The 13508-nt window shown below is 68.5% G+C and carries 11 protein-coding genes; 6 read left to right on the top strand and 5 right to left on the bottom strand.

Features of this window, described 5'->3' with window-relative positions; genetic code table 11:
- Positions 1 to 157: 157 nt before the first annotated feature.
- Positions 158 to 2308 carry an excinuclease ABC subunit UvrB gene (gene uvrB, locus ACFZCY_RS08370; RefSeq protein ID WP_391170211.1) on the bottom strand — a complete coding sequence of 717 codons (2151 nt, stop codon included), beginning with the start codon at positions 2306 to 2308 and terminating at the stop codon, positions 158 to 160.
- A 218-nt stretch (positions 2309 to 2526) separates the two neighbouring features.
- Between uvrB and ACFZCY_RS08365 the strand changes: the two genes are divergently transcribed.
- From ACFZCY_RS08365 to ACFZCY_RS08350, 4 genes are all read left to right on the top strand, one after another.
- Positions 2527 to 3405, top strand: a complete 879-nt coding sequence (locus ACFZCY_RS08365) for a glycerophosphodiester phosphodiesterase family protein (RefSeq protein ID WP_391170210.1) — start codon at positions 2527 to 2529, stop codon at positions 3403 to 3405.
- Between the two features lie 60 nt (positions 3406 to 3465).
- Complete coding sequence (locus ACFZCY_RS08360) at positions 3466 to 4032, top strand: methylated-DNA--[protein]-cysteine S-methyltransferase (RefSeq protein WP_391170209.1); 567 nt, start codon at positions 3466 to 3468, stop codon at positions 4030 to 4032.
- Positions 4033 to 4315: 283 nt separating this feature from the next.
- Positions 4316 to 4957: a DUF4360 domain-containing protein gene (locus ACFZCY_RS08355; RefSeq protein WP_391170208.1), complete on the top strand. Its 642-nt coding sequence runs from the start codon at positions 4316 to 4318 to the stop codon at positions 4955 to 4957.
- A 61-nt stretch (positions 4958 to 5018) separates the two neighbouring features.
- Entirely contained in the window at positions 5019 to 5678 is a 660-nt protein-coding gene (locus tag ACFZCY_RS08350) for a DUF4360 domain-containing protein (RefSeq protein ID WP_391170207.1), read from the top strand.
- Between the two features lie 32 nt (positions 5679 to 5710).
- On the opposite strand, the gene ACFZCY_RS08345 is transcribed toward ACFZCY_RS08350, so the two are convergent.
- The gene (locus tag ACFZCY_RS08345) at positions 5711 to 6358 is read right to left on the bottom strand and encodes a uridine kinase (protein WP_391170206.1); all 648 of its coding nucleotides are present in this window, start codon (positions 6356 to 6358) and stop codon (positions 5711 to 5713) included.
- A gap of 90 nt (positions 6359 to 6448) precedes the next feature.
- Here ACFZCY_RS08345 and ACFZCY_RS08340 point away from each other — a divergent pair, with 90 nt between their 5' ends.
- Complete coding sequence (locus ACFZCY_RS08340) at positions 6449 to 6991, top strand: DUF1697 domain-containing protein (RefSeq protein WP_391170205.1); 543 nt, start codon at positions 6449 to 6451, stop codon at positions 6989 to 6991.
- Between the two features lie 22 nt (positions 6992 to 7013).
- Here the strand turns inward: ACFZCY_RS08340 and ACFZCY_RS08335 are convergent, their stop codons facing one another.
- Entirely contained in the window at positions 7014 to 7475 is a 462-nt protein-coding gene (locus ACFZCY_RS08335) for a type II toxin-antitoxin system PemK/MazF family toxin (protein WP_361485384.1), read from the bottom strand.
- 79 nt (positions 7476 to 7554) lie between these two features.
- On the opposite strand from ACFZCY_RS08335, the gene ACFZCY_RS08330 reads away from it, so the two are divergent.
- Complete coding sequence (locus ACFZCY_RS08330) at positions 7555 to 8778, top strand: aromatic acid exporter family protein (RefSeq protein ID WP_391170204.1); 1224 nt, start codon at positions 7555 to 7557, stop codon at positions 8776 to 8778.
- Positions 8779 to 8860: 82 nt separating this feature from the next.
- Here the strand turns inward: ACFZCY_RS08330 and ACFZCY_RS08325 are convergent, their stop codons facing one another.
- Together ACFZCY_RS08325 and ACFZCY_RS08320 are read right to left on the bottom strand one after the other, a co-directional pair.
- A complete protein-coding gene (locus ACFZCY_RS08325; protein WP_391170203.1) occupies positions 8861 to 11425 on the bottom strand; it encodes a DUF262 domain-containing protein in 2565 nt (854 codons plus the stop codon).
- Positions 11426 to 11858: 433 nt separating this feature from the next.
- Positions 11859 to 13172 carry a hypothetical protein gene (locus ACFZCY_RS08320; RefSeq protein ID WP_391170202.1) on the bottom strand — a complete coding sequence of 438 codons (1314 nt, stop codon included), beginning with the start codon at positions 13170 to 13172 and terminating at the stop codon, positions 11859 to 11861.
- Positions 13173 to 13508 lie beyond the last annotated feature (336 nt).

Here is a 13508-nt window from a genome sequence, read left to right as displayed (position 1 = left end):
ACCGCCGCGGCGCGGCCGCGGCCGCGCCGTGTGCACGGCCCTCCCGAAACCCTATGCACGGCCGCAGGGGCTCCGGCCAGGCGAGCGGGCTTTTGTGTCGGTGTTGCAACACAGCGGGACCACAGCGGAACCTCAGCGAACCCCACCACCCCAGGGGTCAGGACAGCCCGGCCTCCCTCATCTGCCGCAGCTCCTTCTTCAGCTCCCCGACCTCGTCCCGCAGCCGGGCCGCGACCTCGAACTGGAGCTCCGCCGCCGCGGCCCTCATCCGGGCGGTCATCTCCTCGATCAGCTCGGCCAGTTCGGCGGCCGGACGGTCGGTCAGCGTGCCGTCCCCGGCCCCCTTCGCGGCCTTGCCGCCCGGCTTGTGGGACGCCAGGGCGGGCACCGGCGCCTTCGCCTGCCCCTTGCCCGCTCCCTTGCCCTGGTCCGCCGACTTGCGGTAGCCGGTTTCCAGCAGTTCCTTGGTGTCGATCTCCTCGCGCGCGAGGGTCGCCACGATGTCGCCGATCTTCTTACGGAGGGGCTGCGGGTCGATCCCGTTCTTCTCGTTGAACGCGATCTGCTTCTCCCGGCGGCGGTTGGTCTCGTCGATGGCCTTCTCCATCGCCGGGGTGACCTTGTCGGCGTACATGTGCACCTGGCCCGAGACGTTACGGGCGGCGCGGCCGATGGTCTGGATCAGGGAGGTGCCGGAGCGCAGGAAGCCCTCCTTGTCCGCGTCGAGGATGGCGACCAGGGAGACCTCCGGCAGGTCCAGGCCCTCCCGCAGCAGGTTGATGCCGACCAGGACGTCGTACTCGCCGGCGCGCAGCTCGCGCAGCAGCTCCACCCGGCGCAGGGTGTCCACGTCGCTGTGCAGATAGCGCACCTGGATGCCCAGTTCGAGCATGTAGTCGGTCAGGTCCTCGGCCATCTTCTTGGTGAGGGTGGTGACGAGGACCCGCTCGTCCTTCTCGGTGCGGGTGCGGATCTCATGGATCAGGTCGTCGATCTGGCCGTCGGTGGGCTTGACCACGACCTCGGGGTCGACCAGGCCGGTCGGCCGGATGATCTGCTCCACGAAGCCGTCGCCGCGGGACATCTCGTACGGCCCGGGGGTCGCGGAGAGGTAGACGGTCTGGTCGACCCGCTCCAGGAACTCCTCCCACTTCAGCGGGCGGTTGTCGAGCGCGGAGGGCAGCCGGAAGCCGTGCTCGATCAGCGTGCGCTTGCGGGACGCGTCGCCCTCGTACATCGCGCCGATCTGCGGCACGGTGACATGCGACTCGTCGATGACCAGGAGGAAGTCCTCCGGGAAGTAGTCGAGGAGGGTGTGCGGCGGGGAGCCGGTCTCGCGGCCGTCGATGTGCAGCGAGTAGTTCTCGATGCCCGAGCAGGTGCCGATCTGCCGCATCATCTCGATGTCGTACGTGGTGCGCATCCGCAGGCGCTGGGCCTCCAGCAGCTTGCCCTGCTTCTCCAGCCGGGCCAGGGTCTGCTCCAGCTCGGACTCGATCCCGGCGATGGCCTTCTCCATGCGCTCGGGCCCGGCCACATAGTGGCTGGCCGGGAACACGTACAGCTCCTGGTCGTCGCTGATCACCTCGCCGGTGAGCGGATGGAGCGTCGACAGCGCCTCGATCTCGTCGCCGAACATCTCGATCCGGACGGCCAGCTCCTCGTAGACCGGGAAGATCTCGATGGTGTCGCCGCGGACCCGGAAGGTGCCCCGGGTGAACGCCATGTCGTTGCGGGTGTACTGGATGTCCACGAAGCGGCGCAGCAGCTGGTCGCGGTCGATCTCCTCGCCGACCTTGAGCGGCACCATGCGGTCCACGTACTCCTGCGGGGTGCCCAGGCCGTAGATGCAGGAGACGGATGCCACCACGACCACGTCGCGCCGGGTGAGCAGCGAATTCGTCGCGGAGTGGCGCAGCCGCTCGACCTCCTCGTTGATCGAGGAGTCCTTCTCGATGTAGGTGTCCGACTGCGGTACGTACGCCTCGGGCTGGTAGTAGTCGTAGTACGAGACGAAGTACTCGACGGCGTTGTTCGGCAGCAGCTCGCGGAACTCGTTGGCGAGCTGGGCCGCCAGCGTCTTGTTCGGCGCCATGACGAGCGTGGGCCGCTGCAGCTTCTCGATCATCCACGCGGTGGTCGCGGACTTGCCGGTGCCGGTCGCGCCGAGGAGCACGACATCCTTCTCACCGCCACGGATGCGCCGGTCGAGGTCGGCGATGGCCGTCGGCTGGTCGCCGCTGGGCTGGTACGGGCTGACGACCTCGAAGGGCGCCACCTTGCGTTCGATCTGAGTCACGGGCCGCATGAGACCCACCGTACGACTCGCCACCGACAACGACCGGACGACCGGGTCCCGGGCCCCTCCCCCCTGCCGATCCGCGCCCAGGTCCGGGGCGTGGTCCGCGGTCCGGATCCGGGAGGGGTACGAGATGGATCAATGTACGGCTTTTCTGTGACTGTCCTCCGTACGGCAGGTCTGGCACGCTTCGGCCGTCCGCGAGTCAGACGACGCGAGGAGTCCGTATGCAGATCCGCCCCGCCGCCGCGTTATCCGGCGCTCTCCTGGGGGTCTCCGCGCTCTTGCTCCCCACGGCGGCGCAGGCCGCCCCCGGCATGTCGCACCACCACACCGTCACGGTGGCGCACCGGGGAGCCTCCGGCTACGCCCCCGAGAACACCCTGGCCGCCGTCGACGCCGCCGATGACCTGGGCATCGACTGGGTGGAGAACGATGTGCAGCGCACCCGGGACGGCGAGCTGATCATCATGCACGACACGACACTGAACCGGACCACCGACGTCGAGGAGGTCTTCCCGGACCGCGCCCCCTGGAACATCTCCGACTTCACCCTGGACGAGATCGAGAAACTGGACGCCGGGAGCTGGTTCGGGCCGAAGTTCGCGGGCGAGCCGGTGCCGACCCTGGAGGAGTACCTGGACCGGGTTTCGGACAACCACCAGAAGCTGCTCATGGAGATCAAGGCGCCGGAACTGTACCCGGGCATCGAGCGGCAGGCGCTGCGCGAGCTGCGCCGGGAGGGCTGGCTCGACCGCAAGCACCTCAAGCGGCTGATCGTGCAGAGCTTCAGCGCCGAGTCCGTCCAGACCGTCCACCGGCTGCGGCGGGACGTCAAGACCGGTTTCCTGGGCACCCCGGCCGTCGCCGATCTGCCGCGGTACGCGGAGTTCGCCGACCAGATCAACCCGAGCCACACGACGATCGACGCCTCGTACGTGAAGGAGATCCAGGCGGTGCGCGGTGCGCACGGGCGTCCGCTGGAGGTCTACACCTGGACGGTGAACGACGGCCCGACGGCGGTCAAGGTCGCGGACATGGGGGTGAACGGGGTCATCACCAACAAGCCCGATGTGGTGCGGGAGGCGCTGGACGACACCCGCTGACGCCCACCGACGGCGACGTGACGGCGGGGCGCTGTCGGACCCCCCGCCTACGCTGAGGGTGTGACGAACGAGCAGCGGCAGCCGGAGCGGCAGGAGACCCACGAGTGGTCCTGGGCAGTGTCCGACACGCCCATCGGTCCCCTGCTGCTCGCGGCCACCGGCCAGGGGCTGGTCCACGTGGTCTTCCACGCCGATCGCACGACGGCGGCCAGGGCCGTCGACCGGCTCACCCGCCGCCTCGGCACCGGGCCCGCGCCGGAGCCCGGTGCGCATCTCACCGAGGCGATAGGCCAGGTGGAGAGCTACTTCGCCGAGAAGATCCGCGCGTTCACCCTGCCGCTGGACTGGTCCCTGTCCGCCGGATTCAACCGCCGGGTGCTGCGCGAGCTGGCCGCCCACGTTCCGTACGGCACGGTCGTCGGCTACCAGGACCTGGCCCGCCGGGTCGGCGAGCCGGACGCCGCCCGCGCGGTGGGAGTGGCCATGGGCAGCAATCCGCTGCCGGTGGTGGTTCCCTGCCATCGCGTCGTGGAGAGCGGCGGCGGCATAGGCGGCTTCGGCGGCGGACTGGAGACCAAGCGGACCCTGCTGGCCCTGGAAGGGGTACTTCCGCAACCGCTTTTCTGACCGGACGGGTTCTCCGGTTACCGGGTTGGAAAATATTTTGCCGATGGAATGCGTCGCCACCTTGTCATGGCCACCTTCCCCCCTTACCTTGGGAGCGCTCGCGGGCCCCACCCCGGCGAGAATGTAACGCAAGCACATTCCGGCACGCGGCAAAGCTCTTTCGTTCTTCCGCTCTTCCGCTCTTCCGCTCTTCCTCGCTCGCGCCTTTCCCCGCTCACGCCCGAAAGGCGAACGCGTTCCTTCACGGCTCAACCACGTCCCCCGATGATCGAATTGGAGAGCCATGTCCGGTGTTCTGCTCGCCGGCGGCGCGGCCGCGGCGTTATTCGCCTCGGCCTTTTCCGCTCAAGGTGTTTCCTCGGCCCCCGATGCACCGCCGGAAAAGATCCAGATAAGCGTCAAGACCGTGAACGGCTCGGGCTGCCCGAAAGGGACCGCCGCGGTGGCCGTCGCCGGTGACAACACGGCCTTCACCGTGACCTACAGCGACTATCTCGCGCAGGTCGGGCCCAGCTCGGACCCCACCGACATCCGCAAGAACTGCCAGCTCAATCTGGGCGTTCACGTACCGCAGGGGTTCACCTACGCCATCGCCCAGGTCGACTACCGCGGCTACGGCTCGCTGCAAAAGGGCGCGAAGGGCACCGAGAAGGCGAGTTACTACTTCCAGGGGTCGTCGGAGACGGCATCGCGCACCCATGAGTTCGGCGGTCCGTACAACGACAACTGGCAGACCACCGACGCCACGGAATACAGCGCGCTGGTATGGGCGCCGTGCGGCCAGGACCGCAACTTCAACATCAACACCGAACTCCGGGTGAACGCGGGGACTTCCGCGAGCGGCACCACCAGCTTCATGGCCATGGACTCGACGGACGGCGGAGCCAACACCATTTACCACCTGGCCTGGAAGGAATGCCCGTAGTCCTTCCGGCCGGGCGGCCCCCACCAGCAGCGCGGGGAAATCCACCATCGAATGGAGAATCATGCCCGGTGTTCTGTACGCGGGCGGTGTGGCCGCGGCGTTATTCGCCTCGACGCTCACCTCCCAGGCATACGCGCAACCACCGTTCGAGACCGTGCCACCCGACAAGATCGTGATCACCGTCGCGACCGTCAACGGATCGGGCTGTCCGGCGGGAACGGCGGCGGTGGCGGTCTCTCCCGACAACACCGCGTTCACGGTGACGTACAGCGACTACCTGGCCCAGGTGGGCAAGGGGGCCAAGCCGACCGACTTCAGGAAGAACTGTCAGCTGAATCTGGTCACGCATGTCCCCCAGGGCTTCTCCTACGCCATCGCCAGCGTCGACTACCGGGGCTACGCCCACCTGGAAAAGGGCGCGTCCGCCACCGAGAAGGCCTCGTACTACTTCCAGGGACAGTCGCAGACGACATCGGCCGCGCATGACTTCGCCGGCGCCTACGACGACAACTGGCAGGTCACCGACAAGGCGGACATCGCCACCGTGGTCTGGTCCCCCTGCGGCGAGCTGCGGAACTTCAACATCAACACCGAGCTGCGGGTCAACGCCGGATCGTCCAACACCAAGGACACGACGAGCTTCATGACCATGGACTCGACGGACGGCGACGTGAGCACCACCTACCACTTCGCGTGGAAGGAGTGCCCGCAGAAGAAGTAGCGCGCGGGCGCGGGCGCAAGCGGACGGGCGGCCTACGGTCCCGGGCGGTGCCAGGCCGGATGCCGGGGGTCGTCCGCCCGCACCACCACGTCCGCGCTCTCCACGGGCCGCACCTCGTCCTCGTACCGCGCGAAGGCGGGCAGCGTCCAGCGCTCGTCCTCCTCGGTGCGGCGGCCGAGGGCGCCCGGCGTCAGCCACAGATGCACCGACAGGTCGAACGGAAACCAGTGCCCCAGCAGCAGCGCGCCGTGCAGCAGCAGCACCCCGCCCGGCGGCAGTTCGGCATAGGGGCTGCGGGTGGCCCGGTCGGTCGCCGGGTCCCACAGGTCGGGCAGCACCCGCCCGGTGCCGCCCGGTCCCGGCTCCAGCGGGGTGAACACCTCGCGCCACAGGGCCCCGGTGTCCAGCCAGCGGTCGTAGTACGCGTCGGCGTCCCGCTTCCCGTACTCGTAGCGCAGCGACGCGGGCCGCAGAAACCCCGCCGCCGCGACCACGAGCACCGGACGCCCGCGTATCCGCAGCGCCTCCGCCAGGTCCCGGGCCAGCTCCCCGGGACGCGCCGCGGGCGCGCCGTCGACCGCCACCCTGAGCCAGGGGCCGCCGTCCGCCGCCGTCATCCCGGCGATGCGATCGGCGGTCGCGTCGGTCAGCCGTTCCCAAGTGATCGCTTCCAGCCGCACGCCCCCATGATGCCGTGCCCTACCCGGCGCGGTGCGGGTACGCTCCCCGCAGGCCCACCGCACCGGCCACAGGCGTCAGGAGTTCCGCCCATGACATCCCATATAGCGCTGCTGCGCGGCATCAACGTGGGCGGCAACAAGAAGTTCCCGATGGCGCGGCAGCGCGCGCTGATGGCCGAGCTGGGGTTCGAGGGCGTCACCGTCCACCTGCAGAGCGGCAACATCGTCTTCGCCGACCCCGGCACCCCGCCCGACCACACGGCCCGCACGCTCGAGGACGCCTTCGCCGCCGACCTGGGCTTCTCCGTACCCGTGATGGTGCGGACCCGCGACGAGCTGGCCGCCGTCGTCGACGCCAACCCGTATCCCGCGGCCACGGCCGAGCCCAAGACCCTTCATGTGATCTTCCTGTCGGACGTGCCCACCGACACCTCGGCGCTGGACGCGCTGGACCCGGCCGCGTATGCGCCGGACGAGTTCCGGCTCGTCGGGCGCGAGATCTACCTCTTCTGCCCGGACGGAATCGGCCGCTCCAAGCTGGCCGCGAAGCTCGCCAACCCCCGGCTCGGAGTGACGGCCACCGCCCGCAACTGGAACACCGTCACCAAGCTGCTGGCGCTGGCCGACACCTGACCCGAGCCTCGTCGGCAGGAGCTCAGTGCCAGCCGTACCGCTGCCGCAGCCGCATCACGACCAGATCGAAGCGCGGCCGGTCCAGCGCACACGCCTCGCGCCGCATGCCGTCCGGATGCACCCGCAGCACGCGGTCCAGGTTGACCCAGGAGTCGCGCCCGGCCCGGTCCCACGGCCCGGCGCCGATCCCCACCCACTCGCGGTCGTCGTCATGCCGCTTGCTCGACAGCTGTACGGCCAGCAGCGTGCCGCCGCGCTCCCGCGCGACGACCACCACCGGCCGGTCCTTGCCGCGGCCGTCGTTCTCCTCGTACGGAACCCACGTCCAGACGATCTCCCCCGGGTCGGGGTCCCCGTCCGGATCCGGTGCGTACTCGGTCCGTACCCGCCCGACCTGGCGCGGCTCGGCTTCGACGGTGGCGGCGGGGCCGGTGCTCCCGGGCAGCGCCTCGTCGTCTTCGGTTCCCTTGAATGGCCTGATCACCCCGCACACGTTAACCCGTCCGAGGTGGCCGGGCGGCGTCGCGGTGCCCGTTCCGGGCGCAGCGGGAAGGGACAAGCATGTGCCTGATGCCCTCGACCCGGTGGCGGACCTCGTCAAGCGCCGCAACGCCCCCGTCGTCGTCCAGACCCTGCGTTCCGCGGCGGCCGCGACCATCTCCTACGTCGTCGCCCTCCAGCTGAGCAACGAATCGGCCCCGCTGACCGCCCCGCTCACCGCGCTGCTCGTGGTGCAGGTGACCCTCTTCGCGACTCTCACCACCGGAATCCGCCGGGTGAACGCCGTGGTGGTGGGCGTCCTGCTCGCCATCGCCTTCTCCATCCTGGTCGGGCTGACCTGGTGGAGCCTGGGTCTGATCATTCTCGCCGCGCTGACGGCCGGTCATTTCGCACGGGTGAGCGAGTTCGTCCCCGAGGTGGCGATCAGCGCCATGCTCGTCCTCGGCGTGAGCCAGGTGACCACCACCGCCTGGGACCGGGTGCTGGAAACCCTGATCGGGGCCACCGTCGGACTGGGCTTCAACTTCCTGTTCGCGCCGCCCGTCTGGGTCCGCACCGCCGGCGAGTCCATCGTGGACCTCGCCCGCCGGATGCGTCAGCTCCTGCTGCACATGGGCGAGGAGCTGGGCAGCCACACCCCGGTCGAACGCGCCGCCGCCCGCCTCCACGAGGCCCGCCGCCTCGACCACGACATCTCCCAGGTCGACGCCGCCCTCCGGCAGGCCGAGGACAGCGTCCGCCTCAACCCCCGGGTCAAGGAGGGCCTGCTGCACCGGGTGGTGCTGCGCACCGGGCTGGACACCCTGGAGATCTGCACGGTCGTCCTGCGCGTCCTGACCCGCACCCTCACCGACCTCGCCAAGAAGCGGACGGACGAACCCCTCTTCCCGGCGGACGTGGCCGAGGCGCTGGAGGACCTCTTCCGCTCCACCGCCGCCGCCGTCGAAAGCTTCGCCATCCTGGTCACCAGCCCGATCAGCGCCAACGCCGAGGAGGCCGAATCCCACCTGGCCACCGAGCTGTCCCGGGCCCACACCAGCCGCGACAAGGCCGCCCACCTCCTCCTCCGCCGCGTCCAGCGCCACCCGGGCCAGTGGCAGCTCCAGGGCGCCCTGCTCGCCGAGGTCGACCGCATCCTCGCCGAACTGGACATGGAGCAGCGCTCCCGCCGCCTCATGGAAGAACTCGACCGCAGCACCCGCGAAAACCGCGAGCGCTTCCCCGCCCTCCACAAACTCCGGCGCCGACTCCGCGGCGGGCGCCGGGACGGCGGCGGCACGGTGTGACCTGCGCTGCCCTTAACCAGCCAGTGGTTTCAAGCCCCCAGCCGCCCGGTCTTCACGGCATCGTCCAGGTCATGCGGCACGTCTACGCGATCTGCTGCCGAAACCACTCCAGAGCTTCTTGGAAGCGCTCCAGGCCGGTCCCGGTCAACGTCTCGACGGCGAAGCTCGGCCGTCTGCGGTGAAGCTCGTCATCAGCAACGTTGAGGTCCACTCCAGGGATCGCGTTCATACGGGTCAGCAGATCCTTGAGAAGGTTCGGCCGAGTGAAGGGCTCCCTGCGACTGAGGTATTCGAACACCACCTCCACCTTGCCCGAGCGCGGGTAGATCGCGACCGGCCAGATCGACCCCCTGGGACCATGCCCCTCCCTCAGCACAGGCGAGCAACTCGTTTCGGACGCGAAGCCGTATCCGAGCCGACCCCCTGTCGCCTCCCACTTCTCCAGCAGTGTCAGCAACCCGTCGGCAATGGACGGCTGGTGCTCAAGGAGCAGCGCACGGAAGTTGGCCGGGCGGTCCTCGACCAGCACCCGGTCGTTCGGCACTGCCTCCTGGTAGTCGGTCGGCAGCTCCATTCCCGCCAGTCCGGCGAGCGCGGGAGGGTGCATCCGTTGATCGGGGTCAGCGGTCACCTCACGGAAGCGCACCCCCTCGCGCTCCAAGACCTCCCGCTGCGACTCGGTACGGCCGTCGAGCCAGGCGAACTCCGTCGACGGAGCCCCCGATGACATGAGCACACGGTGGGCGTTGGGGACACCTCGGCGCGTGCCCAGGTACGTCCCGAGCGGCCGCGGGTGGATGCCGATGACCGCCGCCAGATCGCCGTACGTCGTCCAGGAGCCGGCTGGGAGGGCAGCCAGGATCTGCCGCAGGACGATCCATTCGGTCCGCTCGTCGGTCTCGGTGATCTCCGATGCCAGCGGGCCCGGCCACAGCTGTATCGCACGCTCGGCCAGTTGGTCGGAACGAGCGAGGATCTCCCGCTTCCCCCATCGCTCGGCGTCGGCGATCTCGCGGTTCATCCGCAGGGCGCTCTGATCGAAGATCTGCTGCTTGCGCTCGTACGGATGGTTCGACAGACGGGTGTTCTCCCCGGTCAGGGTGAGATTGCCGAGGGTGTGCACGAGCGTCTCGTGCAGCTCCTCCGGCTTGCTCTCGTCGTCGGCTTCCTCTGCGAGAACGCTGAGCCAGGCGTCGGTCGGTGTCTGCGGCATGATGTGTTCGACCGTGGCCCAGGGACGTGAGAAGTCGACCGGCTCGGGCCCGGCGTAGCTCTCCTCGAACCGTCGCAGGACATACGTGCGCTGCGGGTGCTTGCCATGCCAATAGAACGGCTGGGTACGGGCCGCTTCGCGGAGTTGTGCGTCGCCGGGCCAGTAGCGCCGAGGGCCCGACAGATACCGGTGGACCGCTTCGGGGAGCGGCCTGTCCCGTTCCATTTCGGAGGGGGCGGCGGAGAGCACCCGGTTGAGGTTGCTCGTCCGTACGTAGCAGATCATGCGGCGGACGAGGAAGCTCTCGAGGTAGAACAGCGCCTGGGTCGCCTCCGCGGCCGTGGCGGATCCCCGGTCGAGGTGGTCGAGGATGTGCAGGGCGAGCGGATAGTGCACTTCTCCGCCCCACTGATCCAAGCGGATCAGCGCCTCCCGCACATCTGGGTGTGGCTCTCGGCCGGGTTCGATGAGCCGGAGAAGAACGCTGCCGAGTCGACGCAGTCTGGCGATGTCCTCACGCAGCCCCTCTTCGCCTCCGGAGGCCGCGATCGCCGCCAGCCTGCGCTGCTGGCCCACGTACACCTCGCTGACCTTGGCCCGCGTCTGTCCCTGCAACACGAGGTCGAGCCAGGCCAAAGTCACCAGGCGGTCGGGGCCGAGTTCGGTCTGCATGGGTAGCCAGAGCTTCTCGTACACGTGCTCGCCGAGGCGGGGCAGCTGCATGAAGAGGTAGTTGCGCAGCAGGTCGGCCTGGGTGAGAGGGACGCCCGTGTTGTTCAGCGACTCGAAGATCCGGTAGACGTTGTCGCGTGGACCTGCCGTGATGGTCACGAGCGAGAGACGGCGGCGGAGGGCCTGATCGATATGGCGCACCGCATCCCATTCACCTCGCGGGTCGAGCTCGGTGAGGGCCGCGCGGAAGTAACTGTAGGCCCGGCCGACGCTGTCCTCGCCGCCGGCGGACGGCAGTCCGTCGACACAGGCGAGAAAGGAAGGACGATCGGCCTGAGTCGGCAGGAGCCGGTAGGCGTCGAGTCCGGTGTAGTCCTCTTCATTGATGAGATAGCGGCGATGGATCAGATCCGCTTTCGAGGAGTCGAAGGCGCGGACGTGATCGCGCAGCGCGCAGGCGAGGAGCATCAGCGTCGTCAGACGCTGCTGTCCGTCGATGACGACCCAGCGTTGCACCGTGTCGGGGAGCGGAGGCCGGGGGGCGAGGACCACCGAGCCGAGGAAATGCCGGACAGGGTCGTCACCGTCCATTCCATCAGCGGGTCCTGAAGGCTGGGCCAGCGCGGCCGCCTGCTCGCTGAGGTCGGCCCACAGCCGCTCGTGATCGTCACGCTTCCAGCTGTATGTGCGCTGGTAGAGCGGGATCTGAAACTGATTGTCCCCCTGAATCAGCTTCTCGAATGTCGTCTCTCTCGCTTCCATACCGCGAAGCAGCCCTCCCCGTCGTGCACGCGACAGACACGCCCCTCCCCGCCATCGGAACGATGACGGGGAGGAAGCCGGTCAGTGCTTGTCGCACGTCCACTTGGTGAAGTGGTGCAGGAGACAAGCGGCGGAAAACTCCACCGCCAGCCCCTCAATGTGCTCGAGCACGAACTGGCAGACGTCACGGAAGAACATTGGGTTCACTCCCCGCAAGACACAGGAACCGCCGTCACGTTCAGCGGGCCCCGGCTCTGTCCACGCGGGGCCTCGGAGAGGTTGCGGGAACCGGCGCGGGTCCGTGCCTTACGCCACGGGCGGACCTGACTGCGGGATGACGCACCGCATATTCAGCCGCGTTGTCGACCTTACGGCGTGGCCGTTACGGTCCGCAAGCACGTCCGCACCGGGCGCATCACTCGTCCGCGGCCTGTCACGCCTCACACCATTCCCACAGGCCGCGCATGCGCTCGCGCGCGTCCTCGGGAGCCGGCTCGCGTTCGAAGCTGCCGGGTCCCACGCGGTAGATGACGTCGATGCCGTAGTGATGCAGCAGGCTCCGCTCCTTCGGTGCGAGTTGTTCCGGGAACAGCGCCGAGAGTCGGTCGACCGCGTCCGGGACGTAGCGTGCATAGTCGAGGAGTTGGGCGAGCGCTTCGCGGACGTGGCCGCGCTCCACTCGGGACTTCGCCTCGATGAGCTCGTGCCTCTCGGGGTCTTCCACGTAGATGTCGCAGATGCCCGCCGCACTGGCGAAACGCTTTGGCTTCGGACCGGGGAAAGAGGCACAGAACTCGGCGACCAGCGCCGCCTCATCCCGGTTGAAGAGGAGCTGCCCGGCGGCTCGCTCGACGGTGGTGGAGCGCGTGTGCTGTCGCTCGACAGGCATCACACGAACGGAGCCGGGCGAAGTCTCGGCTCCCAGCCCCTCAAGGGCCGTACGGGTAGTGATGAGGAGACCGTCGATCCCCGCCCGTGCCTTGTCTCCGGAAAACACCATCTGCCCCGGGTATTTGAAGCCGGACTTATACCCGAGGAGGGCGTTCAGCGTCTCGTAGGGGACTTCTGTCGGCACGAACTGCCGGAGGCTGTAGACCGTGTGCCAGCTCTCCCCGCCCGGATTCGGTGGCCACATCGTGTCAGCGAAGGAGCTGTTCCGGAAGATCGCACCGACCTCGCCGACGGCCAGCACATGGTTTTGTCCCGTGAACAGCACGACATCCCCTGTGGTGACGTCCGCCATCTTTCGGTCGTGGCTCGCCGTCGCGCCCCAGAAGCGGGCTCGGCCACCGGGGTGCAGAGCGCTCAGGCTGCTCAACTCCCCGTCTGTCAGACTGCCGGCGTACTTCGGCTCGGTGAAGGGCACCGTGTGGTCCAGGGTGTCCGCCCAGTGCCGTCGCGACTCGGCTTTTCCGAACGCCGGTGACACCAGGAGACGGACGCCGAGGGACGGGGGCGTTCCCTCAACGGCCCGAGGTCCCTCGACATGAAACCCGAGGCCCGTCAATGCGGGAACGACGGTGGCCGCGCCTCCGGAGAAGTCACCGGAGCCCAAAGCACGACCGGTGACATGCCGGTGGGCCACTCCGACGATGGCTTTGGAGTCGTAGTGACGGCCGTTGTGCACGATCAGATAGCTCCGGGCCCTCTGATACCCGTAATGCGCGAGGAAGACCTCCCCGCCGAGGTCGTCGTATTCCTCCAGCGTCTTCAGTACGGCGTCACGAGTAACGTCCCCAATACCCATAAGTACGATCATATGAGTAGCCGTCAGCATGCCGGGGCCGGGGTCACATCACCGTGGAAGAGGAGCGGGCCCGGGAGCGTAGCCTGCCCCCGAGCCCTGGGATGCCACCCAATTGCGCACGCCGGCATCGTTTAAGGGCGTGGGTCAGTCATCATGTCGTCGTGTTCTGCCTTTGAACTACCGCGCATCGGAGAGAAGTAGCTGCGCGGGCCGGACTTGAACCGGCATCCGACGACGAGGGCCCAGCCCGGTCGATCCGGCGATCGGCGGCGAATGCTGAGTCTGGAGCGAGAGTCTGAGATTGATCGCGGCCTCCTCTGAGGGCGGACCGCGCCG

The organism is Streptomyces sp. NPDC007983 (assembly GCF_042958345.1).
GTDB lineage: Bacteria > Actinomycetota > Actinomycetes > Streptomycetales > Streptomycetaceae > Streptomyces.
The sequence above is the reverse complement of the archived record's forward strand: the minus strand, read 5'-3'. Positions and strand labels throughout refer to the sequence as shown.